The sequence below is a fragment of the Streptomyces sp. NPDC005181 genome, from assembly GCF_040608395.1.
Classification (GTDB): domain Bacteria; phylum Actinomycetota; class Actinomycetes; order Streptomycetales; family Streptomycetaceae; genus Streptomyces.
In genome coordinates, this window is the sequence record NZ_JBEXID010000103.1 from 1 (window position 1) to 19,473 (window position 19,473).

The 19,473-nt window shown below is 68.4% G+C and carries 19 protein-coding genes; 12 read left to right on the top strand and 7 right to left on the bottom strand.

Features of this window, described 5'->3' with window-relative positions; translation table 11 throughout:
• The 3 genes from ABZV38_RS34805 to ABZV38_RS34815 all read left to right on the top strand — a co-directional run bounded on the left by ABZV38_RS34805 (position 1) and on the right by ABZV38_RS34815 (position 1,324).
• Positions 1-198 (top strand): transposase, encoded by a 198-nt coding sequence (locus ABZV38_RS34805; protein ID WP_356332455.1) that lies wholly within the window; start codon positions 1-3, stop codon positions 196-198.
• 81 nt (positions 199-279) lie between these two features.
• Entirely contained in the window at positions 280-873 is a 594-nt protein-coding gene (locus ABZV38_RS34810; protein WP_356332456.1) for a trypsin-like serine protease, read from the top strand.
• Position 874: 1 nt separating this feature from the next.
• Positions 875-1,324: a hypothetical protein gene (locus tag ABZV38_RS34815; protein ID WP_356332457.1), complete on the top strand. Its 450-nt coding sequence runs from the start codon at positions 875-877 to the stop codon at positions 1,322-1,324.
• A gap of 5 nt (positions 1,325-1,329) precedes the next feature.
• Here ABZV38_RS34815 and ABZV38_RS34820 read toward each other — a convergent pair whose 3' ends face one another.
• On the bottom strand, positions 1,330-1,689 hold the full coding sequence (locus tag ABZV38_RS34820; protein WP_356332471.1) for a DUF6207 family protein: 360 nt from the start codon (positions 1,687-1,689) through the stop codon (positions 1,330-1,332).
• A 243-nt stretch (positions 1,690-1,932) separates the two neighbouring features.
• On the opposite strand from ABZV38_RS34820, the gene ABZV38_RS34825 reads away from it, so the two are divergent.
• Positions 1,933-2,991: a vWA domain-containing protein gene (locus tag ABZV38_RS34825; protein WP_356332458.1), complete on the top strand. Its 1,059-nt coding sequence runs from the start codon at positions 1,933-1,935 to the stop codon at positions 2,989-2,991.
• 667 nt (positions 2,992-3,658) lie between these two features.
• Here ABZV38_RS34825 and ABZV38_RS34830 read toward each other — a convergent pair.
• Positions 3,659-4,942, bottom strand: coding sequence for a nucleotidyl transferase AbiEii/AbiGii toxin family protein (locus ABZV38_RS34830; RefSeq protein WP_356332459.1), 1,284 nt, complete (start codon positions 4,940-4,942; stop codon positions 3,659-3,661).
• 486 nt (positions 4,943-5,428) lie between these two features.
• Here ABZV38_RS34830 and chvE point away from each other — a divergent pair, with 486 nt between their 5' ends.
• The 7 genes from chvE (at position 5,429) to ABZV38_RS34865 (ending at position 14,281) form a co-directional block, all read left to right on the top strand.
• On the top strand, positions 5,429-6,544 hold the full coding sequence (chvE, locus tag ABZV38_RS34835; RefSeq protein WP_356332460.1) for a multiple monosaccharide ABC transporter substrate-binding protein: 1,116 nt from the start codon (positions 5,429-5,431) through the stop codon (positions 6,542-6,544).
• The gene (gene mmsA / locus ABZV38_RS34840; protein ID WP_356332461.1) at positions 6,541-8,082 is read left to right on the top strand and encodes a multiple monosaccharide ABC transporter ATP-binding protein; all 1,542 of its coding nucleotides are present in this window, start codon (positions 6,541-6,543) and stop codon (positions 8,080-8,082) included. Before chvE ends, mmsA begins: the two co-directional genes overlap by 4 nt.
• A 6-nt stretch (positions 8,083-8,088) precedes the next feature.
• The gene (mmsB, locus tag ABZV38_RS34845) at positions 8,089-9,324 is read left to right on the top strand and encodes a multiple monosaccharide ABC transporter permease (RefSeq protein WP_356332462.1); all 1,236 of its coding nucleotides are present in this window, start codon (positions 8,089-8,091) and stop codon (positions 9,322-9,324) included.
• 301 nt (positions 9,325-9,625) lie between these two features.
• Positions 9,626-10,783, top strand: a complete 1,158-nt coding sequence (locus ABZV38_RS34850; protein WP_356332472.1) for a S1 family peptidase — start codon at positions 9,626-9,628, stop codon at positions 10,781-10,783.
• 363 nt (positions 10,784-11,146) lie between these two features.
• A complete protein-coding gene (locus ABZV38_RS34855; RefSeq protein WP_356332463.1) occupies positions 11,147-11,503 on the top strand; it encodes a hypothetical protein in 357 nt (118 codons plus the stop codon).
• Between the two features lie 21 nt (positions 11,504-11,524).
• The gene (locus ABZV38_RS34860; protein ID WP_356332464.1) at positions 11,525-13,714 is read left to right on the top strand and encodes a helix-turn-helix transcriptional regulator; all 2,190 of its coding nucleotides are present in this window, start codon (positions 11,525-11,527) and stop codon (positions 13,712-13,714) included.
• A gap of 9 nt (positions 13,715-13,723) precedes the next feature.
• Complete coding sequence (locus ABZV38_RS34865; RefSeq protein WP_356332465.1) at positions 13,724-14,281, top strand: XRE family transcriptional regulator; 558 nt, start codon at positions 13,724-13,726, stop codon at positions 14,279-14,281.
• Between the two features lie 93 nt (positions 14,282-14,374).
• On the opposite strand, the gene ABZV38_RS34870 is transcribed toward ABZV38_RS34865, so the two are convergent.
• The 4 genes from ABZV38_RS34870 to ABZV38_RS34885 all read right to left on the bottom strand — a co-directional run bounded on the left by ABZV38_RS34870 (position 14,375) and on the right by ABZV38_RS34885 (position 18,101).
• Positions 14,375-15,280 (bottom strand): endonuclease/exonuclease/phosphatase family protein, encoded by a 906-nt coding sequence (locus ABZV38_RS34870; protein ID WP_356332473.1) that lies wholly within the window; start codon positions 15,278-15,280, stop codon positions 14,375-14,377.
• Positions 15,281-15,615: 335 nt separating this feature from the next.
• The gene (locus tag ABZV38_RS34875) at positions 15,616-16,194 is read right to left on the bottom strand and encodes an SRPBCC family protein (protein WP_356332466.1); all 579 of its coding nucleotides are present in this window, start codon (positions 16,192-16,194) and stop codon (positions 15,616-15,618) included.
• A 273-nt stretch (positions 16,195-16,467) separates the two neighbouring features.
• Positions 16,468-17,703: a DUF6596 domain-containing protein gene (locus tag ABZV38_RS34880; RefSeq protein WP_356332467.1), complete on the bottom strand. Its 1,236-nt coding sequence runs from the start codon at positions 17,701-17,703 to the stop codon at positions 16,468-16,470.
• Positions 17,700-18,101 carry a YciI family protein gene (locus ABZV38_RS34885; RefSeq protein ID WP_356332468.1) on the bottom strand — a complete coding sequence of 134 codons (402 nt, stop codon included), beginning with the start codon at positions 18,099-18,101 and terminating at the stop codon, positions 17,700-17,702. The genes ABZV38_RS34880 and ABZV38_RS34885 overlap by 4 nt, the downstream gene beginning before the upstream one ends.
• Before the next feature lie 341 nt (positions 18,102-18,442).
• Here ABZV38_RS34885 and ABZV38_RS34890 point away from each other — a divergent pair, with 341 nt between their 5' ends.
• On the top strand, positions 18,443-18,874 hold the full coding sequence (locus ABZV38_RS34890; RefSeq protein ID WP_356332469.1) for a protein phosphatase: 432 nt from the start codon (positions 18,443-18,445) through the stop codon (positions 18,872-18,874).
• A gap of 121 nt (positions 18,875-18,995) precedes the next feature.
• On the opposite strand, the gene ABZV38_RS34895 is transcribed toward ABZV38_RS34890, so the two are convergent.
• Positions 18,996-19,202, bottom strand: coding sequence for a DUF5988 family protein (locus ABZV38_RS34895; RefSeq protein ID WP_356332470.1), 207 nt, complete (start codon positions 19,200-19,202; stop codon positions 18,996-18,998).
• Positions 19,203-19,473 lie beyond the last annotated feature (271 nt).

The following is a 19,473-nucleotide window of genomic DNA, read 5'->3' on the forward strand; positions in this document are numbered from 1 at the left end:
GTGACCGACGTCGCCCGCGAACTCGGGATCAGCTCGGAGAGTCTGCGTGGATGGGTGAAGAAGGCCCGGGCCGCCGAGGCCGCACCAGTGGCCGAAGACCGCGGCCGCCGACATCACCTTCTCCGGCGACGGTTCGGGCGAACCGCCGGCCGAGGTTTCCCGGGGCGGCCGTACCCTCGGCCTCGACTGGCCCGGTAATCTGCCCGAGCCGCGCCTGGACGGAGCTCGGCGAAATGGTGCACGGCGGGATTCGCCTGGAAGTACAACGGCAAGTGGTACATGGTGACCGCGGGCCACTGCACCTCCGGTAACGGGGCCATCACGAACCCCAGCGGCAGCGACTACATCGGCCCCGTCGTCCGGGACAACTGGAGGAACGGGTACGGCTCGGTAAAGCTCTCCGGCCAGAGCTACTACTCGGGCGACCTGTCGCTGTACCGCGTCAACAGCGACAGCTCCGCGTCGGCCCGGATCTACAAGGGCGGCAAGACGTCCAGCTCGTCCCGGCCCGTCCAGGACTACTGGCGGCGCTGGGCGCAGAGTGGTGACAAAGTCTGCACGGGCGGCATGATGACCGGCAAGAAGTGCGGCTGGCAGGTGACCGACACCCAGCCGACCATCCACTACTCCGGCGGTACGACGGCCAAGAACATGGTCGTCGCCAAGAAGTCGCCCGGATCCTGCACGATCAACGGTGACTCCGGCGGTCCGGTGTGCACCGTCGACAGCAGCGGACGCGCCCACGCCAAGGGCATCGTCTCCGGCGGCGGCAGCAGCGACAACAGCGGCGGGCTCTGCGACCCGTGCTGGCTGTACTTCACCGACATCGGGCTCGCCAACAGCGCCTTCCCCGGCACGATAGCGAGGTACTGACATGCGCCGCGCCCTTCTCACACCGTTGCTGGCGGCGGCCCTGACCGGATGCTCGCTCCTCGGCCAGGACACGCCGTGCACCGCGGCCGATGCGGACTCGCAGGTCTCCGCCGTGTGGCGGCCCGCCGACTTCGGCGGCCGGGACGCGGCGAGGATCCGGCTGTGCGTGGACGGCACCTGCGAGGAGCGGACATCGGGCAGTCCCGACGACCCGTTCGCCTCGCTGTCGGTCCAACTTCCCGACGACATCGGTGCGTCCACCGTGCCGGTTCGGCTCACCGTGACGTCCGCGAAGAGCGGTGACACGGTCGTCGAGGAGAGCACCCGGGCCAGGCTGACGGAGCAGCACCCCAACGGCATGTCCTGCCTGCCCACCACTTGGACGGCGACGCTCCGTGCCCACCCCGACAAGGGCCTCACCTCACCCGAGGGCATGAAGCTCCAGGGGTGAGCCCCCTACGCAAGCGCCCGAACCCCCGGCACCACCGGAGGTACGGGCGCTTCGCGTCGTTCTCCCACAGCATCGTGGCTGGTCCGCCTCCACCTCCAAGGAGACCCAACCCGTCCTGGAGCACAGGATATGGCCCTGTGGCAGCGCGGGCGTAGCGCAGGACGACGACGGTGATCTCCGGCAGGTTGTGCTCGGCGGCTGCATCGAGACGCTGTGCAACCTCGTGCGGCGAGCAGCTCTTGGACGGCGAGGGCTGTCTGGTCTTCGCAGGCCGCGACCTCCACCACGGCCAGACCCGGTTCGCTCCAGTCCCTCCCCGCCGACGCGGGGGTGCACCGACGCCACGCCTTCCCGATCTCTTCTATCGCGGGCGCGCGGTTTCAGTCGTTCGGGAGGCGCTGGCAGCCTTTCGTACGCTCTGGCCGGACGGTAAGGAAGCCGCACGGCGGTCCGCTTCCGGTGAGCCGCCATGGACGATCGTTGGGCGTCTCCTGGGTGCCGGACACCGCACTGGATGCAGGCAGGTGATTGAGCGTCAAACGCTGTTGTCAGTGCCTCCCCATAAAGTGAAGACATCACTCGGGGAACCTCGGAGGGGGAGCACAAACGTGTCCGCAAACAAGATCCAGCACAAGGTGAATCACGTCGCGCTGGTAGTGGACTGTTCGGGTTCAATGCGTCCGCACCAGAGTCAACTCATTCGAGTTGTGGACGAGTTCGTGGCGGGATTGAAGGCCGAGTCGGACAGCCTCGGCCACGAGACACGGATCAGCCTCTACTCCTTCGACCACAAGGTGGAGAACCTGGTCTGGGACATGGACGTGAAGCATCTGCCGTCCATGCGGGGGCTGTACCAGGTCAACAATGGCGCTACGGCCCTCATCGAGGCTTCTCTGAAATCCCTGGACGACCTGGGCCATATTTGGGAGGAATACGGCGAGCACAGCTTCCTCCAGATCGTCGTGACGGACGGTGAGGAGAACGCCTCCGGCGGCGACAGGCGGCACGACGGCGACATGGCCATCCTTGGCCCCTGGCTCGACAAGATCGCGGCGAAGATGAGCGGGCTTCCGGGCCACTGGACTTCCGCGATCCTCGTTCCGAACTCCCTGGCCAAGCGCACCGCCCAGAACTACGGATTCCCGGCCGGGAACATCGCCATCTGGGATGCGGATTCCCAGAAGGGCGTCGAGGAGGCGATCGGCACCGTGCGCGCTGCCGCCACCAGCTTCCTCCGAGGGCGAGAGCAGGGGGTGCGCGGCACGAAGAACCTGTTCGCCGTCGGCCAGGACATATCGGTTGACGAGGTGCGGGCGAACCTCGAACCGATTCCGGCTGACAAATACCGGCTCCTGAAAGTCGACAAGGAGGTCGAGATTCGCCCCTTCGTCAACTCGCATCCGGGCGTGACGTACGAACGTGGTTCGTGTTACTACCAGCTGGGCGCCCGGGCTCAGGTTCAGCAGAACAAGGAAGTCATCGTGGTCGAGAAAGACACCGACCGCGCCTACACGGGCGACGCGGCACGCAGCCTTTTGTTCGGTACGGATGTCCAGGGGACCGTCTCCGTGAAGGCGGGGAACAACCCCAAGTTGGAGGTGTACGTGCAGAGTCGTTCGGTGAATAGGAAGCTCAAGCCGGAGACGCGTCTGCTCATCATGCTCTGAAATCAATGAGCGAAGAGCGGGGTGGTCCCGGAGCAGCCTGCTCTCATTGCTCGACACCGCCGTGAGCAACAGATGTCGGCCCGTCCAGTCATTGGCGGCACGCGGCAGTGCGAAGGCCGGGGGATTGTTCACAGACACTGACAGCGACGCCTGTCCCGCATCCTGGCGATGTGGGTGGGCCTGGCGCCCGCACCAGCCCAAAGGGGCAGGACCGTTGTGCACGTTCGGCTGTACCGACCGGTGCACGTTCCGGTGTACGCCGACAGAGAGTGCCGAGCTGACGCGCGAGCAGCGTCCTCCCCGCCGACGCGGGGGTGTTCCGGGACGTGCCGCGGCCCGTCCTCCCCGCTGGCATAGGGGGGCCGGTGTGGGTCGTGGCGGGCGTCGTCCTGCTGGCGCTGGTCGGAGGGGGCAGCTGCTGGGCTTTCCGGGATGGCGGGAACTCGATCTCGGACATCGGCTCCGCCTCTGGCGAGCTGTTCCTGGTTCGCGCGGCCGCCTCAGACTTCGGGGCCCGGCACCGGGACCCGGTCGGCAAGACCGTGTGGGCGACCGTTCCCCGGACACCCCTGCCCACCGGCTCCTTGACGGCCGGCGCTTCAGCTGTCGGCTCTTAGGTCGGGTGACTCGAGACGGAGTCGCCGACGCGCAGTGCATCGGACCGCCGTCATCGCAACTCGTCGAGGGCCCGGCGGCAGGCGTCCGGGTTCTCCCGCCAGTAGCGCCAGCTGCTCCCGTCCGTCAGGACAGCGGCGAGTGCGTCCTGCGGGGAGAGGCGCTCACGTCCCACGATCTCGCGAACGATCACTGTCGCAGCCGTCAATCCGTCCCTGCCGCCCTCGCAGAGATGTCCGAGGGCGGACTGAGGGTGGTCGGCGGCCGTTTCGCGGATGGACTCCACCAGCGGCTGCAGCCAACGGGCCCACCGGGTGTAGCCGTCGTCTCCCGGTTGCTCCGCCGTCTCCAGGAGCGGTCCGAGCGCGCGGGCGAGGCGCTCCCGACAGCTTGCCGCATCCTCCGTGACCCAGGGGTGTTCGGCTGTGAAGTGACGCCAACCAGTCTCCACGTCCAGCTCGTCGAGCCACCAGGCACCGGCCGGCCTCACCCCCTCCGCGCCGCTGAGCACGAAGGCGTCCCGTACCAGTTCGTAGGACGGCGGGGTGTGTTCCGCCAGCAGGACCGCGTCGTACAGGTCCTTGCCCTGCGGATAGGCGTCGGTGACCAGCCACAGCAGCTTCCAGGCCAGCGACAGAGCGGGGGAGGCGGCCGGTACCCGGCAGCCGGGCCCGTCACCCAGCGGCCGGAGCCCGGTGAGTTCGGCCGGGGCCGGCAGGGTCTCGTTGAACACCACATCCAGCTGTACGGTGCCACCGGGAATCCCCGACGCAGTCCACGGCAGCAGCATGCGGCGGCCCGGAACCCGGTCGTACGTCCAGATGTTCTCGGTCACCATGGCGGCCGCGTCGATCCGGACGGCGCCGCGCGCGGCTGCCGCGGCATCCCGGGCGATCGTGTCGAACAGACCCGAGGTCCGGGGTCCGTCCATGGCCCAGTCCTGAGGTACGACGAGGAAGTCCAGGTCGCCCGGATCACGGGCCGCATTCCCGAACCAGGTGGCCATCAACATGCTCCCGCGCAGCACCAGATGGCGGGCCCAGGGCCCCTCGGCGACAGCTGAGAGCACGGTATCCAGTACGGTCCGCCGTGCCCGGTGCCAGGCCCGGCCCGTCGTGGCGTCCTCGAAGTGCGGCTCCCCCGCCCGGTAGGCGTTGGCGAACTGTTTCAACGCAGGCTCGAAGATCGCCGGGTGATTCATGCCGACGGGGGCGGGCAGCAGTGTGCGGGGGAGATCCGCGTTCTGCCGTGTCCCGTCGTCGAGGGACGCGTGCGGGAAGCGCGGGGAGCCGTCCCACAGCCTCGTCCAGGAGACGTCGTCGGCGGAGGGCGTCATGGTGAAGGCTCCCGAGTGAAGGTGCGGCATCGTCCGCCTTGTCCCAGGCGGAAGCTGAAGTGCCGGGCGGATGTCAGCGCCTGACGACAGCATAGGTCCCCAGGCTGTACGGGACGTTCCCCCGCCGGGCTCCAGAACCCGTGCCGGAGCGACGCGAGCCTGCCTCGGAGCGGCCCGAATCGGCTCCGGCTCCCTGCCCGGGCCGGCCGCTTGTGCGCGAACCATTGACACTCTCCCCGACCCCTCACTACGGTCACGCCAGAATTTCGAACGGGTGACGAAATCTCGAACACCGTAAGAGTTAGAGGAGTTACACGAGCCATAGGAGCAACTGCCTTGCTGCTCAAGGGAATCGGCTGATGGTCCGGCAGTAACGAATGGGCACGCTCAGCGATTCGAACCTTGTCCGATATACCGAACGTCCGATGGGTCCACTCCCCGTCGGGCCACGTCCCGCCGCTTCCCTCGTACTCCGGAGGACCGATTATGCGCACGACACGTACACGTACCGCAGCAGTAACCCTGACAGCCGTTGCGCTGTCCCTCTCACTCGCCGCCTGCGGGCAGAGCAGCGCCGGCGGCGGCAAGGAGGAGAAGGCCGGTGGCAAGGGCTCCACCATCGGCATCGCCATGCCGACCAAGTCGTCGGAGCGCTGGATAGCTGACGGCAGCAACATGGTCGCCGAGTTCAAGAAGCTCGGCTACAAGACCGATCTGCAGTACGGCGAGGACGACGTCGACCAGCAGGTCTCCCAGATCGAGAACATGATCACCAAGGGCGTGGACGTCCTGGTCGTAGCAGCGATCGACGGCCGCGCGCTGAGCGACGTCCTGCGCCAGGCGGGGGAGCAGGGCATCAAGGTCATCTCCTACGACCGGTTGATCCTCGGCAGCCCGGATGTCGACTACTACGCCTCCTTCGACAACGAAAAGGTGGGCGAACTCCAGGCCGGTTACATCGTCGACAAGCTCGGACTGAAGTCCGGCTCCGAGAAGGGGCCCTTCAACATCGAGCTGTTCGCAGGATCGCCGGACGACAACAACACGCGCTACTTCTTCCAAGGCGCCTGGAAGACCCTCAAGCCGTACATCGACAAGAAGCAGCTCGTCGTCCGCAGCAAGCAGACGAAGCTGGACCAGGTCACCACCCTGCGCTGGGACGGCGGAACCGCGCAGAAGCGCATGGACGACCTGTTGACCAGCGCCTACTCGTCGGCCGAAGTGGACGCCGTGCTCTCCCCGTACGACGGCATCTCCATCGGCATCATCTCGGCGCTCAAATCGGACGGCTACGGCACCAAGGCGAAGCCCTACCCGGTCGTCACCGGCCAGGACGCCGAGGTCGCCTCCGTGAAGTCGATCATCGCGGGACAGCAGACCCAGACCGTGTACAAGGACACCCGGGCCCTGGCCAAGCAGGCGGTCCAGATGGCCGACGCCGTACTCCACGACAAGAAGCCCGAGGTCAACGACACCACGACCTACAACAACGAGAAGCGCGTCGTGCCGTCCTTCCTGCTCGACCCGGTCAGCGTCGACCGGACCAACTACCAGGCGGAGCTGGTCGATTCCGGCTACATCAAGGAGAGCGACCTCCGATGACCGCCCCGGTCCTCGAAATGCGGTCCATCGTCAAGACCTTCCCCGGCGTCAAGGCGCTCTCGGACGTCTCCCTAACCGTCGCGGAGGGGGAGGTCCACGCCCTCTGCGGGGAGAACGGCGCCGGTAAGTCGACCCTGATGAAGGTCCTCAGCGGAGTGCACCCGCACGGGAGCTACGAGGGCGAGATCCGGTTCCGCGGCGAGCGCTGTGCGTTCAAGGACATCCGTGCCAGCGAGGCACGCGGCATCGTGATCATCCACCAGGAACTCGCCCTGGTGCCGTACCTGTCCATCGCGGAGAACATCTTCCTCGGAAACGAACACGCCAACCGCGGCTTCATCAGCTGGAACGAGACACTGCGGCATGCCGCCGCCCTCCTCGAGCGGGTCGGGCTGCGCGAACACCCGCAGACCAGGGTCGCGGACATCGGAGTCGGCAAACAGCAGCTCGTCGAGATCGCCAAGGCCCTCGCCAAGAAGGTCGAACTGCTGATCCTCGACGAACCGACCGCCGCGCTCAACGACGAGGACAGCGCCCAGCTCATCAGGCTCATCAAGGAGCTGAAGGGGCAAGGGATCTCCTCGATCATCATCTCGCACAAGCTGGGGGAGATCGCCGCGGTCGCCGACTCGGTCACCGTCATCCGTGACGGCCGAACTGTCGAGACCCTTGACGTGCACGCCGAGACGACCACCGAGGACCGCATCATCCGCGGCATGGTCGGTCGCGACCTCGACCACCGCTTTCCCGAACGGACCCGGTACGAGGGTGATCCCGGCGCCCACCCTGCCCTCGAGATCCGCGACTGGACCGTCCACCACCCCATCGACCAGCACCGCAAGGTCGTCGACCACGCCCGAGTCGAAGCCCGGCGGGGAGAGATCGTGGGCATCGCAGGCCTGATGGGTGCCGGACGCACCGAACTGGCGATGAGCGTCTTCGGACGCACCTATGGCCACAACATCAGCGGCAAGGTCTTCAAGGACGGCAAGGAGATCCGTACCCGCTCGGTCCCGGAAGCCGTCCGGCACGGCATCGCCTACGTCACCGAGGACCGCAAGCAGTACGGCCTCAACATCATCGACACCATCGGCCGCAACATCACCCTCAGCGCCCTGGGCAAGGTGGCGCGGCGCGGCGTCGTCGACGAGCACGAGGAGACCCGTGTCGCGGAGTCGTACCGGAAATCCATGAACATCAAGGCCCCGACCGTCTTCGAGCAGGTCGGACGGCTCTCCGGCGGCAACCAGCAGAAGGTCGTCCTCAGCAAGTGGATCTTCGCCGGACCCGATGTGCTGATCCTCGACGAACCCACCCGCGGCATTGATGTAGGCGCCAAGTACGAGATCTACACCGTCATGGACCGGCTCGCCGCCGAAGGCAGAGCAGTCGTGCTGATCTCCTCCGAACTGCCCGAACTCCTCGGCATGTGCGACCGCATCTACACCATGTCGGCCGGCCGGATCACCGGCGAAGTCCCGCGCGCGGAGGCCACCCAGGAGGTCCTGATGCGCCATATGACCAGCGACAAGAGGTAGCAGGAAATGCCCCAGGCCCCCACCGAGACCCCGCAGCGCCCGACGCCGGCCACAGCGGCAGCGCCCGCGACCACCGGCACCCTCCTCCTGGACGCGGCCCGCCGCAACATGCGCCAGTACGGGATGCTCATCGCCCTCGGACTGATCGTCGTGCTCTTCGAGATATGGACCGACGGCGTCCTGCTCAAGCCGAACAACGTCACCAACCTGGTCCTCCAGAACAGCTACATCCTCGTCCTCGCCATCGGCATGATGATCGTCATCATTGCCGGCCACATCGATCTGTCGGTCGGCTCGCTGGCGGCGTTCGTCTCCGCCGCCTGCGCCGTGATGATGGTCGAACAGGATGTGCCATGGGTCCTCGCCCTGGTCCTCGCCCTCGTCGTCGGAGCGGTAGCCGGAGCGTGGCAGGGGTTCTGGATCGCGTACGTCGGCATCCCCTCGTTCATCGTCACGCTGGCCGGCATGCTGCTCTTCCGCGGCGGCACCCAGATCCTCCTCGGGAGCCGCTCGCTCGGGCCGTTCCCCGAAGGCTTCCAGAAGATCTCCACCGGCTATCTCCCGGAGGTCGGTCCGCACACCAACTACCACAACCTCACCCTCCTCATGGGCCTCGCTCTCCTGGCCTTCGCCCTGACCCAGGAGGTCCGCGACCGGCGGCGGCAGCAGCGGTACGCGCTCGACGTCCTGCCCAGGAACCTCTTCCTCGCCAAGTGCGTGGCCATGGGCGCGGCCGTCCTCGCCTTCACCATGACCCTGGCCAGTTACCGCGGCGTCCCGGTCGTCCTGCTTCTGCTCGCCGTACTGCTCATGGGCTTCGGCTACGTCATGCGCAACGCGATCGTCGGACGCCACGTGTATGCGCTCGGCGGTAACCGGGCAGCAGCGAAGCTGTCGGGGGTGAAGGACCAGCGCGTCACCTTCCTGGTCTTCGTGAACATGGGGGTGCTCGCCGCCCTCGCCGGCATCGTCTACGCGGCCCGTCTCAACGCCGGCGTCCCTCAGGCCGGCACCAACTTCGAACTGGAGGCCATCGCCGCCGCGTTCATCGGCGGCGCCTCGATGAGCGGAGGCGTCGGCACGGTGTTCGGCGCCATCATCGGTGGCCTGGTGCTCGGCGTACTCAACAACGGGATGTCGCTGGTGGGCATAGGCACCGACTACCAGCAGGTCATCAAGGGCTTTGTGCTGCTCGCCGCGGTCGGGTTCGACGTCTACAACAAACGCAAGGCCGGCTCGTGACTCCCCGTGCCGTCGGCAGCAAGCCACGCCCACGCTCACGCACGACCAGTAACCAGTAGGCCCTCGTCGCCGGCACAAGTGCCCGGCGACGAGGGCCTGAACAGTCGACAGGTACCTTTGCAGGAGTCATTGGCATGGACCTGCCGATGCCGCTGCGTTACAGTCTGTCGCGGCACACTCTGAGAGCGCTCTCAGGTGAGAGGTCTCGGACGCCTGCTGTTCCTCCCCCACCCATGTCGGAACAACAGAAGGGTCCATTCCCTTGAGACGTACGACAGTGTTACGCACCGGTCTGTCCGCCATGCTTCTGCTCGGAGCCTGGGCAACGGCCGGCTTCGTCCCCGCCTCCGCCGCAGACGTCCGTTCCACCGCGTCTGCATCCGCATCCCCTGCCTCTACCTTCACCTCCGCATCCACTGCCGAGGCGCAGGCCTCGGCCGGCCTGCTCTCCGCGATGCAGAAGGACTTGGGTCTCACGGCGAGCCAGGCAAAGGCACGTCTGACCGCGGAGAAGACGGCAACGGCCGTACAGGGCAAGGCTCGACGGGCCGCGGGACCGTCGTACGGCGGTTCCTGGTTCGATCCGGCAACGGGCAAGCTGACGGTGGCGGTCACCAGTGACACGAAGGCCGGTGCCGTACGCGCGACCGGTGCGGCAGTCCGGCTGGTGGCCCACAGCGCGCGTCAGCTCGACGCGGCCAAGGCCCAGCTCGACGCGCTCTCCGCGCCCGACGGTGTCGCCGGCTGGCACGTCGACCCGAAGGTCAACCGGGTCGTGGTGAACGTCGTTGCATCCTCGGAGGATGACAACGATGTCCGCGCGTTCGTCGAGCAGGCCCGCAAGGCCGGACCTGTGATGGTGCAGCGGACGTCCGAGGCGCCGAAGACCTTCTCCGCCGGGACGGTCGGCGGCGACCCGTACTGCACAGGCAATGTGCGGTGTTCCATCGGTTTCTCGGTGTACGGCGGCTTCGTCACGGCCGGTCACTGCGGTCAGGCCGGCGCCGGGGTCAGCGGATGGGACGGCTCGTACATCGGCAACTTCCAAGGGTCCTCCTTCCCGGGCGACGACTATGCCTGGGTCGGCGTGGGCAACGGCTGGTGGACCGTTCCCGTGGTCCTCGGCTGGGGCACCGTCTCCGACCAGTTGGTCCGCGGCTCCGCGGTGGCTCCCATCGGGGCCTCCATCTGCCGCTCCGGCTCCACATCGCACTGGCACTGCGGGAAGGTGCTGGCGACGAACGAGACCGTCAACTACAGCCAGGGCGCCGTCTATCAGATGACCAAGACGAGCGTGTGCGCCGAGCCGGGCGACTCGGGCGGCTCGTTCATCAGCGGCGACCAGGCGCAGGGCGTCACCTCGGGCGGCTGGGGCAACTGCAGCAGTGGTGGTGAGACCTGGCACCAGCCGATCAACGAGATCCTGAACCGGTACGGGCTGACGCTGCATACGGCCTGACGGACTGAGGCGGTACGTCGGCGGTACGTCGGCGGAGCCGTACCTTACGGTCCCCACCGGTTCCGTCGACTCCCCGCCGCGTCCCCAGGGCCTGCCGCGACAGACTCCCCACTGACTCCTGTCGCGGCAGGCCCTGCGCGCGAGGAACCGGTGGGACCTCGGCACCGACCTCACGCAGGCCTCCTGCACGGCCACGGGCTGAACGGGCCCGCCCGACCAGCCGGATCCGAAGCCGCTGTTGTGCCGACCGCAGGGGACATTTTTATGAGGCTATAACCAGTGTTGTTCTGTACTAGAGTTGGTTTCATCGGCTGATCGAGCGACTGAGTCAGCTGGATGCGCAGGTGAGTGGGGAGGGTCCGGATGCTGGCTGTGGATGTGAGGGCCTCGCTCCGTGCCGGCCGGACCGTTGAGGACGGTGCCGCCCGGTGGTGGCGTTTCTCGGCCCAGACTGTGGCCCGGCACGGCGACTTCCTGCTGGCCTTCGTCGATGGCGGGGTCTGCGTCGGTGCGTACCGGATCGTCGACTCTGCGCCCGATGCCGGCGAGGGCGGCAAGTACACCTTCGATCTGACTCCGGCCGCCCGCTTCCAGTGGGCTCTGGGGCGGCGGCTCCCGTTGCCCCCGGGGCGCAATCCCGCCCGTATTCTCACAGGCCAGCACCTGCGCGAGTTCCTGGACGCGGCCCCCTACCGTCCTACCGGCAGCGACCGGGACTGACACCGAAGGAGCGAGCGCCGTATGGCCAGCAAGCCCGACCCCGTCGACGCCCTGCTCAAGTCCGGGCCGCGCCGCACCCAACTGCCCGAGCCCGCCGAGCGGGCGCGACTTCGTACCGGCTACGGCCTCACTCAAGCGGAGATCGCCGAGGCACTCGACGTCACCCGGACGACGGTGGCCGGCTGGGAAGCCGGTCGCAGTGAGCCCCAGGGCGCAACCCGTGCCGCGTACGCGAAGCTGCTGGACGGTATCGCTGCCCAACTGGCCGCCGCCGCGACCGAAGCGCCGGCCGCCCCCCGGGTGTCGATCAGCGCGCTGAACGCGGCGACGAACACTGCCATGACCGGCATGCCCGTGGGGGAGCAGGCATCCGGGAGCGGGGACGCCACGGACAGAGCCGTGGGGGACACGACGGACAAGGCCGTGCCGTATCGGGCCGCCTCCAAGAGGACCACTGTCCCCAGCAATACTCCTGTCCGCGGGAGGCAGCCGGCCCCCGCCTCATCCGTCCCGGTGGCCTCGCCCGATCCTCGGTTCGTGAACGGACCGCTGGCCGTTCTGGACGGTGACGGATCGGCCTACGCCCTCGGCGGTCTCGTCCTGGACTGTCCGGCCAGGGACATCCCTTCCCTTGTCGAGTGGACGCTCGCGGAGGCGAAGCTCGGCGCTGCTCGTCTGCATCGACATGGCAGGGACGCCGACCCCTTGATCGTGCTCACCGCCTCCGCGGCCGCCCGTTTCGGTCTGCCGGCCGAGTTGGCGGACCGCCGTACGCTGCGCCTGCCCGAGGACCACAAGGTGGTCAGGCAGACCTCAAAGGCGGGGTGGCGGTTGACGCGGCGTGGATTCGGACCGTGGGTGCGGATCTACCGGCCGGTCGAGGGTGGCCGGCGTCTATGTGTGCAGCTCGCGATCTTGCCGTGGGGTGCGTTGGATTCCAGAGCCTGGGGCAGCGCCGATCGGCTCCAGCCGGCCGCCCTGGCCCAGGTGCTGGGTACGTACGCGGCCCGCGTGATCACTCCGTGCGGCTCGGCGGCGGTGGCGGGGCTGGAGCTGATGACAGCGCTGCGCCCGCCGACTCGTGCGGTGATGGACGAGGCGTCCGGCGGGTGGGCGTCGGGACCGGTGCCCGGTTCGCTCACCCACCCGGTCGACCCGGCGCCGCCCGAGGCACCGGATGAGCATCCCGTGGTTGCCGCGTTGTACCCCCGCGGCCATGTGCGTATTCACGACGAAGTCCTGGACGAGGAGGCGTTCGACTGGTTCCGTGATCCGCAACTGCTCACGGACGGGGAGTGCGTCAAGCGTTTCGCGGTCGGCATCGATGTGAACACCGCCTTCCTCGCCGCCGCCAACCGCCTGATCGTCGGTCTCGGGGAACCGGTCCGCGTCACCACACCGGTCTTCGACAAGAAGGTGCCGGGCTGCTGGCTGGTCGATCTCTCCGGGATCACTCTGGATCCGCGCCTGCCGTCACCGTTCACCCCGCACGGCGCCCCACCCACGGGACCCGCCTGGTACGCGACACCCACCGTCGCGTACGCCGCCGAACTCATCAGTACGCAGGGCCTCGACGCACGGATCCAGCCGACCGAGGCGTACATCCGCCCGGAGGCCGGCCCGTACCTGGATCCCTGGTACAAGGTCCTGGCCGAGGCGTACAAGGAGACGATGGCCGACCTCGGTGTCGGTTCCGGGATGGCGGAGGACGACTTCCTGACCGCGATGGAGCACCACAAGCAGTCCGACCCGGGACCGGTGGCGGTGCTGTCGGCGATCAAGGCCACGGTCAAGGGAGGGATCGGAAAGCTGAGGGAGCGCCCGCAGGGGGCGAGATATCGCTCGGGCGAGCCGTGGTCCGCCCTCGCCCGCCCGACCTGGCGGCCCGACATCCGCGCCGCGGTCATCTCGACGGCCCGGGTGAACATGCACCGCAAGATGGTCAAGCTGGCCACGGCGGCCGATCTGTTCCCGATCGCGGTCCTCTCGGACTGCGCCGTCTATCTGTCCGACGGGCCCTCGCCGCTGGACTTCCTGCCGCGCACCCCCGACGGCAGGCCGCTGCCCGGTGGATTCCGCCTCGGTGTGAGCCCCGGCATGGTCAAACACGAAGGCACCCAGGACCTGATGTGGGCCGTCAAGATGCTCGACCAGGGCCACAACCCTGCGCGCCACATCAAGGGCACCGACGCCGCGGCAGACGGAGAGTAGGACACCCGGATGGGGAAGATCGGTGACAGCCTGGAGAGGGCCGAGGCGGCCTCGTTCACCCGCCCGCTCCCGAAGACCGCCCCGGCACAGATGCGCTTCCTGGTCAAGAGTGAGCGAGGCTCGACCCGGGCGGCAGCCGACCGCCTGGGTGTCTCGCAGCGCACGGTCGAGCGGTATCTGACGGGCCAGTTCAAGCACCCCCGCAGAGACCTCGCCGCCCGGCTCGCCGCCGAGGTCCGCCGGGCCTGGCAGCCCCGTGTGCGCGAACGGGCCCAGAAGCAGGCGGCCGACACGGGCGGCATCGTCGTCGAGACCCGCGCCCGGTTCGGCTTCACCGCTGCCCCGGGCAGCACCGACGACGCCCGTATCCGCCGGATCACCCAGCATCTCCCCGCTGCGTATGCGGCACGGCTGTTCGACGCCCGGCAGACCGGTGCGTCCGAGCAGCAGCTGCGCACCATCGTCGCCGAGGGTCTCCAGGAGATCTACTTCAAGGACGGGGGACGTCGGGCCGGCGACCTCCAGGTGGAGTTCACCGACATCGACTACGTCGAGCTGGAGTACTGACGCCGCGCCGTATCCCTGCGTGGTCTGCTCGCGGGTGTGCCGAAGCACGCCGGCTCTCCTGTACGCAGGTTTGCTGTCACCGGGACCCTTTCGTCAGCCCAGTGTGATCCGGGCGGTGACCGGCAGGTGGTCGCTGCCGGTGGCGGGCAAGGTGCGGATGTGGGAGACGGCTGCCGAGCGGGCCATGACCTGGTCGATCCGGGCGAGCGGGAAGGCGGCGGGGAAGCTGAAGGCGAAGCCGCGTTCCGCTACGTTCATCCGTGAGGTCAGCGGGGCCAGCCCACGGTCGTCGACCGTGCTGTTGAGGTCGCCCAGCAGGATCACCGTTTTCAACTTCTCGGCGGCGATGGCCTTGCCCAGCAGGCCGGCGCTCTCGTCGCGCCAGGAGGATGCGAGGCCGCTCGCCCGGATGCGGACCGAGGGCAGGTGCGCGACGTACGCCGCGATCTCGCCGTGCGGCGTGTGGACCACGGTCCGCAGCCCGCGACTCCAGGCCTCCGCGATCCCCTGGGGTTTGATGTCCAGCAGCCGGGTGTCGGTCAGCGGATGCTTCGACCAGAGTCCGACGGTCCCCCGGACCGCGTGGTACGGGTACTCCGGGGCGAGGGCCTTCTCATAGACCGGCAGCGCCGGGGGCACCAGCTCCTCCAGCGCGATGAGATCGGGCTCGGCGTCAGCCAGAGCGCGGGCCGTGCCCGCCGGGTCGGTGTTCGCTTCGCTGACGTTGTGCTGTATCACGACCAGGTCGTGCGCGCCGGGCTCCGCCTCGGGCAGGAACAGCCCGCCGAAGAGGTACATCCAGGCCGCCACCGGCATGAGCAGGGCCACCAGCGCGGTGGCCGAACGGCGCAGCAGCGACACGCCGAGCAGTACCACGACGACCAGGCCGAGCCAGGGCAGGAACGCTTCCAGCAGACTGCCCAGGCGGCCCACGGAGTTGGGCACGGCCCGGTGGAACGCCAGCAGCCCGGCCGTCAGCACCGCGAGCGCGGGGAGCACCCGCCCCCGCGTCCACGCCGACCGGCCCCTCGCGCCCCCCTTCGCGCCCTCACCCGGAGTCCACCGCAGCGCCCGGCGCCGCACCCACCGGGGCGCTGCTCCCCTCTGCGTCGACGTCGCACCGCTGTCCGCCCGCGCCTGCTCCACCATGGCTTCCCATCCACTTGACCTCGCCACCCAAGACGAGCCACCGGGTGAATCAGTTTCTGTTTTGCGCAAGCGCATACCGGGTCCTCCGCCTGCGCGGCGGCCCACCCCGCCCGCCGCACCGGCACGAACGTCCGCGATCACCCTGTACACGCCGTCTTCGGAGACGCGGGTGACGGCGGGCCGGGTCAGCGGCCTGGAGCCGTCTGTGCCTCGGAGACCTGCTTGAGGTTTTCGAGCCAGGCGCGGAGTGAGGCGTCCAAGGCAGCCTGAGCGGTGGGCACATCGGCGTCGACCGGGGCGCCCTGCCAGGACTCCTCGGTGTGCACCAGGACTCCGTCGCGGGGCGGAGTGAATGTCCAGACGTGGACTGCGGTGATCCCGTTGCCGGTACCTCCCCACACGATCCGGCGCCCGGGCTCGACCTGCCTGACGGTGGAGGTGACATGCAGCCCCTCGACGTCCCAGGTGAAGGCGGAACCCACCCTCAGTTTCCCGGCGTCCGCGCGCCGGACGGCAGTGACCCCCGGCTGCCAGTCCGGCCAGTTCTCCACGTCGGTCTGGATGGCCCAGACAGTACTTCTCGGGGCGCGGATCAGGATGTCGTCACGCGTGATGACGGGGGCGGTCGCATCGATTACCGCATTCCGGCAGGCCTGGGCTGTGTGTACGTGTGCAGCGGCTGCCGCCAGGCCGCTCGCGGTCATGACCACAGAGCCGACGATCGCGGCAACGACCAGGAGGCGACGGGGAGTTACGACGTTCATGGGAAGTTCCTTCACGTGCGTCTCGGTGTGTAGCTAAAGTTAGAGGTCGTAACGGGCGCGAGGTCGGTTCGTCGAACGGCATGAGCCAGGGCGCGGGCGGCGGAAACGCCCGTCACGGGCGTGGTGAGTCCCGCTTCGGCTCGCATGTCCCCGGGCTGGCGCCGCGTCCCGGACGGGCCCTGGCGGAGAGGGCTGCACTGCCGGCAGCCGATCGTCGGGTCGGGGGCCGAGCGGCAGCGGCAGACAAGACCGCCGGGGAGGGGGAGCTGGTGTTCAGTTACACGTGTGGTGGCGCAGCCGGGCGGCTTTTGCGGTCAGGTAGCGCTGTTCAGGGGTGCTGGTGGTGCGGGCTGCTGCGGCACGGTAGTGGACGAGTGCGGACGGGATGTCGCCCGCCATTTCGAGCAGGTGGGCCCGCACGGCGTGCACGCGGTGGTGCCCGTGGAGCGGCCCCTTGTCGCTGTCGAGTTCGTCGAGAAGTGCGAGTGCGGCGGCCGGGCCGTCGACCATCGCGACCGCGACTGCCCGGTTCAGGGTGACTACCGGGCTGCCCGCTACGTGTTCGAGGAGCCCGTACAGGCCGAGGATCTGTGGCCAGTCGGTGTCCTCGGCGTGTGCCGCGTCGTCGTGGACGGCTGCGATGGCGGCCTGCAGCCGGTATTCGCCGGGCGGTCCGCTGCCGATCGTCGCCGCGAGCAGCGCTGCGCCCTCGCCGATGAGGCGGCGGTCCCAGCGGGTGCGGTCCTGCTCGGTCAGTGGGACCAGATCGCCGCCCGTGCCGGTGCGGGCGGGCCGGCGGGCCTCGGTCAGCAGTATCAGGGCCAGCAGCCCCGTTGCTTCGGCGTCGTTCGGAAGGATCCTGTGTACCTGTCTGGCCAACCGGATGGCTTCGCCGGACAGATCGGCGCGGTGCAGTGCGGGGCCACACGTGGTGGCGTAGCCCTCGTTGAACATCAGGTACAGCACGTGCAGGACGGAACGCAGCCGCGCCGCCCAGTCCTTTGCCCCGGGCTCGGGCACGTCGAAACCGGGGCCCGATGCCTTGACGCGTTGCTTGGCCCGGCTGATGCGCTGCGCCATGGTCGCCTCCGGCACGAGGTAAGCGACCGCGATCTCGAAGGTGGCCAGGCCGCCGACCGCACGCAGCGTCAGCGCGATCGCCGAGGCGGGTGTGAGCGCGGGATGGCAGCACATGAACAAGAGCATGAGCGTGTCATCGCCGGCGGGGACACTGCCGGCAGCCGGTTCCCGGGCCGTGCGCTCCTCGCGTCGTTGCCGCGCCTGCTCGCTGCGTACCTGGTCGACGTACCGACGCGTGGCGGCCTGCAGCAGCCAGCCGCGCGGATTGCCGGGGACACCGTCCTCGGGCCAGTGCCGGGCGGCGGCGACGAGGGCTTCCTGCACGGCGTCCTCGCACCCGTCGAAGTCCGCCATCCGCCGGACCAGTACACCGAGAACCTGCGGCGCCAGCGAGCGCAGCAGGTCCTCGACGGAGTGGGCAGTGCTCACAGGTCGCCCTGGCAGTCGCTCATCACCTGCCGCACCTCGACCGGCTGTTGGGTCGGCACCCCGCCCGGGCCGGGCACGGCGGAGATGCGCGCGGCGATCTCCAGGGCGCGGGCCTCGGACGCGACGTCGAAGACGTTGAACCCGGCCAGAACTTCCTTGGACTCCGGGAACGGTCCGTCGGTCACCAGCGGCGCCGCGCTGCCGTCCGACCGCACGATCTTGGTCAGCCGGGGGTCGGCGAGCGCCATGAACTGGACCATTTCCCCACTCTCGGTCAGCTCCTTGGTCAGCACCTCGTAATAGTTGAAGTGCGCTGCGATGTCGCCGGGCTCCCATTCGTCCATGGGCTCCTCGAAGACGCCCCCGTCGTGGTTGACCATGAGCAAGAACTTCGGCATGTCGACTCCCGTGTTCGCCGCGCCCAGTGTGGCGCACTCACCCCATGGACGGAGCGGCAAAGCAGATCTCTACATCGACGCCAGAAGATTTTTTTGCGGGAGTGATACGGCTCCTTCGGGGGTGGTGTGCCGAACAGGCGCTGCGGGCGTATCCGTCCTGGTGGGGGGGCTTGGCAGGCGCCCCTGCGCGCGCGGGCGGGGCACTGCCAGACACCGGCGGATCGCCGTTGCAGTGCCGGCGCCCCGACTTCTGACGGCAGCCCCTGTCATGTCGGCCCGCGAAGGAGAGAACGCCGAGATCGTGACCGTGGTTGCCCGTCAACCGTATGTAGATTGCTCGCGTGGCGGAGAACTGGAGCTCGACGGACAGCGGGATCATTCGGTTTCCCTCTGGCGCACTGGTACGCGGCCGGGGCCTACGGCATGCGCTGCTTCCAGGACCGGCTCCGTCCTTCGCGGTGTATCTGCTCGGCAAGCCGCCACCCGCCACCACCTGGGATGCTCGGTGGTTGCGCTGCCCTGACTTCTGGGTCCCGGACCGTCAACAGGCGCGGAGCCTCTTCGAAGAGGCTCTGACGCGCGCAGCGGACGAACGAGTCGAGATCGCCTGTGGCGGCGGACGCGGGCGGACGGGGACGGCCCTGGCATGCATGGCCGTCCTCGATGGAGTCCCGGCCGACCAGGCGGTGGCGTTCGTCCGCCGGCACTACCACCGCCGTGCGGTCGAAACTCCCTGGCAACGACGATTCGTACTGCGCTTCCCGGGCGCGTAGCAGATGTGTGGGCCCGGATGCGGCCCGCCGCCCGCGACTGGGCTGTCGTGGCCGGGCGTGTTTGCCGCAGCCACGATCGGTGCCGGCCGCTCTGTGCCGGGTCCTGTGCGGTGAGGGCGTTTCACCCCGGGATCTCTGTGCGCTCCCACCACTCGTAGACAGGCAACTGGCCCTCGGTGGTTTCCTGGTGGCGCGCTGTGGCTTTGAAGTGTTCGTATCCGCCGCGGAACGGAATCTTGAGGTCGGTCCCGGGTGTGGTGATGGAGACGATCCGCTCGGGGAGATCGTCGGGTCCGCCCTCGAGGACTGCCTTTGCTGCGTTGGTCATGACGAGAGTTTCCCCGGAGGGTGGCTTGGCTCCTTCATGACGCGCCGAGGAGGCTCACTGTGGGATCCTCTCGCGCAGCCGTTCGTCGCCGGCCATGCTGTGACGACTGCTGATGGTGTGCGGGCCGAACGTCCGGTGGGCCCGGCACGCGCGCCCACGAAGGGAGGAATTCCTTCCTGGTACTACAGCCGGTGTTGTCACGGTGAGTGTTCTCGTTGGCGGTAGTGGCTGATGCGGGCTTGTGTCTGGTGGCGGCGTCGCCAGCGGTTCC

Excerpts from the sequence above, each read along its gene's own strand:
- ABZV38_RS34850 (WP_356332472.1), top strand. The coding sequence starts at position 9,626 with ATGCTTCTGCTCGGAGCCTGGGCAACGGCCGGCTTCGTCCCCGCCTCC.
- ABZV38_RS34875 (WP_356332466.1), bottom strand. The coding sequence starts at position 16,194 with ATGAACGTCGTAACTCCCCGTCGCCTCCTGGTCGTTGCCGCGATCGTC.
- ABZV38_RS34895 (WP_356332470.1), bottom strand. The coding sequence starts at position 19,202 with ATGACCAACGCAGCAAAGGCAGTCCTCGAGGGCGGACCCGACGATCTC.
- ABZV38_RS34860 (WP_356332464.1), top strand. The coding sequence starts at position 11,525 with ATGGCCAGCAAGCCCGACCCCGTCGACGCCCTGCTCAAGTCCGGGCCG.
- ABZV38_RS34885 (WP_356332468.1), bottom strand. The coding sequence starts at position 18,101 with ATGCCGAAGTTCTTGCTCATGGTCAACCACGACGGGGGCGTCTTCGAG.
- ABZV38_RS34855 (WP_356332463.1), top strand. The coding sequence starts at position 11,147 with ATGCTGGCTGTGGATGTGAGGGCCTCGCTCCGTGCCGGCCGGACCGTT.
- ABZV38_RS34830 (WP_356332459.1), bottom strand. The coding sequence starts at position 4,942 with ATGACGCCCTCCGCCGACGACGTCTCCTGGACGAGGCTGTGGGACGGC.
- ABZV38_RS34810 (WP_356332456.1), top strand. The coding sequence starts at position 280 with ATGGTGACCGCGGGCCACTGCACCTCCGGTAACGGGGCCATCACGAAC.
- chvE (WP_356332460.1), top strand. The coding sequence starts at position 5,429 with ATGCGCACGACACGTACACGTACCGCAGCAGTAACCCTGACAGCCGTT.
- mmsA (WP_356332461.1), top strand. The coding sequence starts at position 6,541 with ATGACCGCCCCGGTCCTCGAAATGCGGTCCATCGTCAAGACCTTCCCC.
- ABZV38_RS34815 (WP_356332457.1), top strand. The coding sequence starts at position 875 with ATGCGCCGCGCCCTTCTCACACCGTTGCTGGCGGCGGCCCTGACCGGA.
- ABZV38_RS34865 (WP_356332465.1), top strand. The coding sequence starts at position 13,724 with ATGGGGAAGATCGGTGACAGCCTGGAGAGGGCCGAGGCGGCCTCGTTC.
- mmsB (WP_356332462.1), top strand. The coding sequence starts at position 8,089 with ATGCCCCAGGCCCCCACCGAGACCCCGCAGCGCCCGACGCCGGCCACA.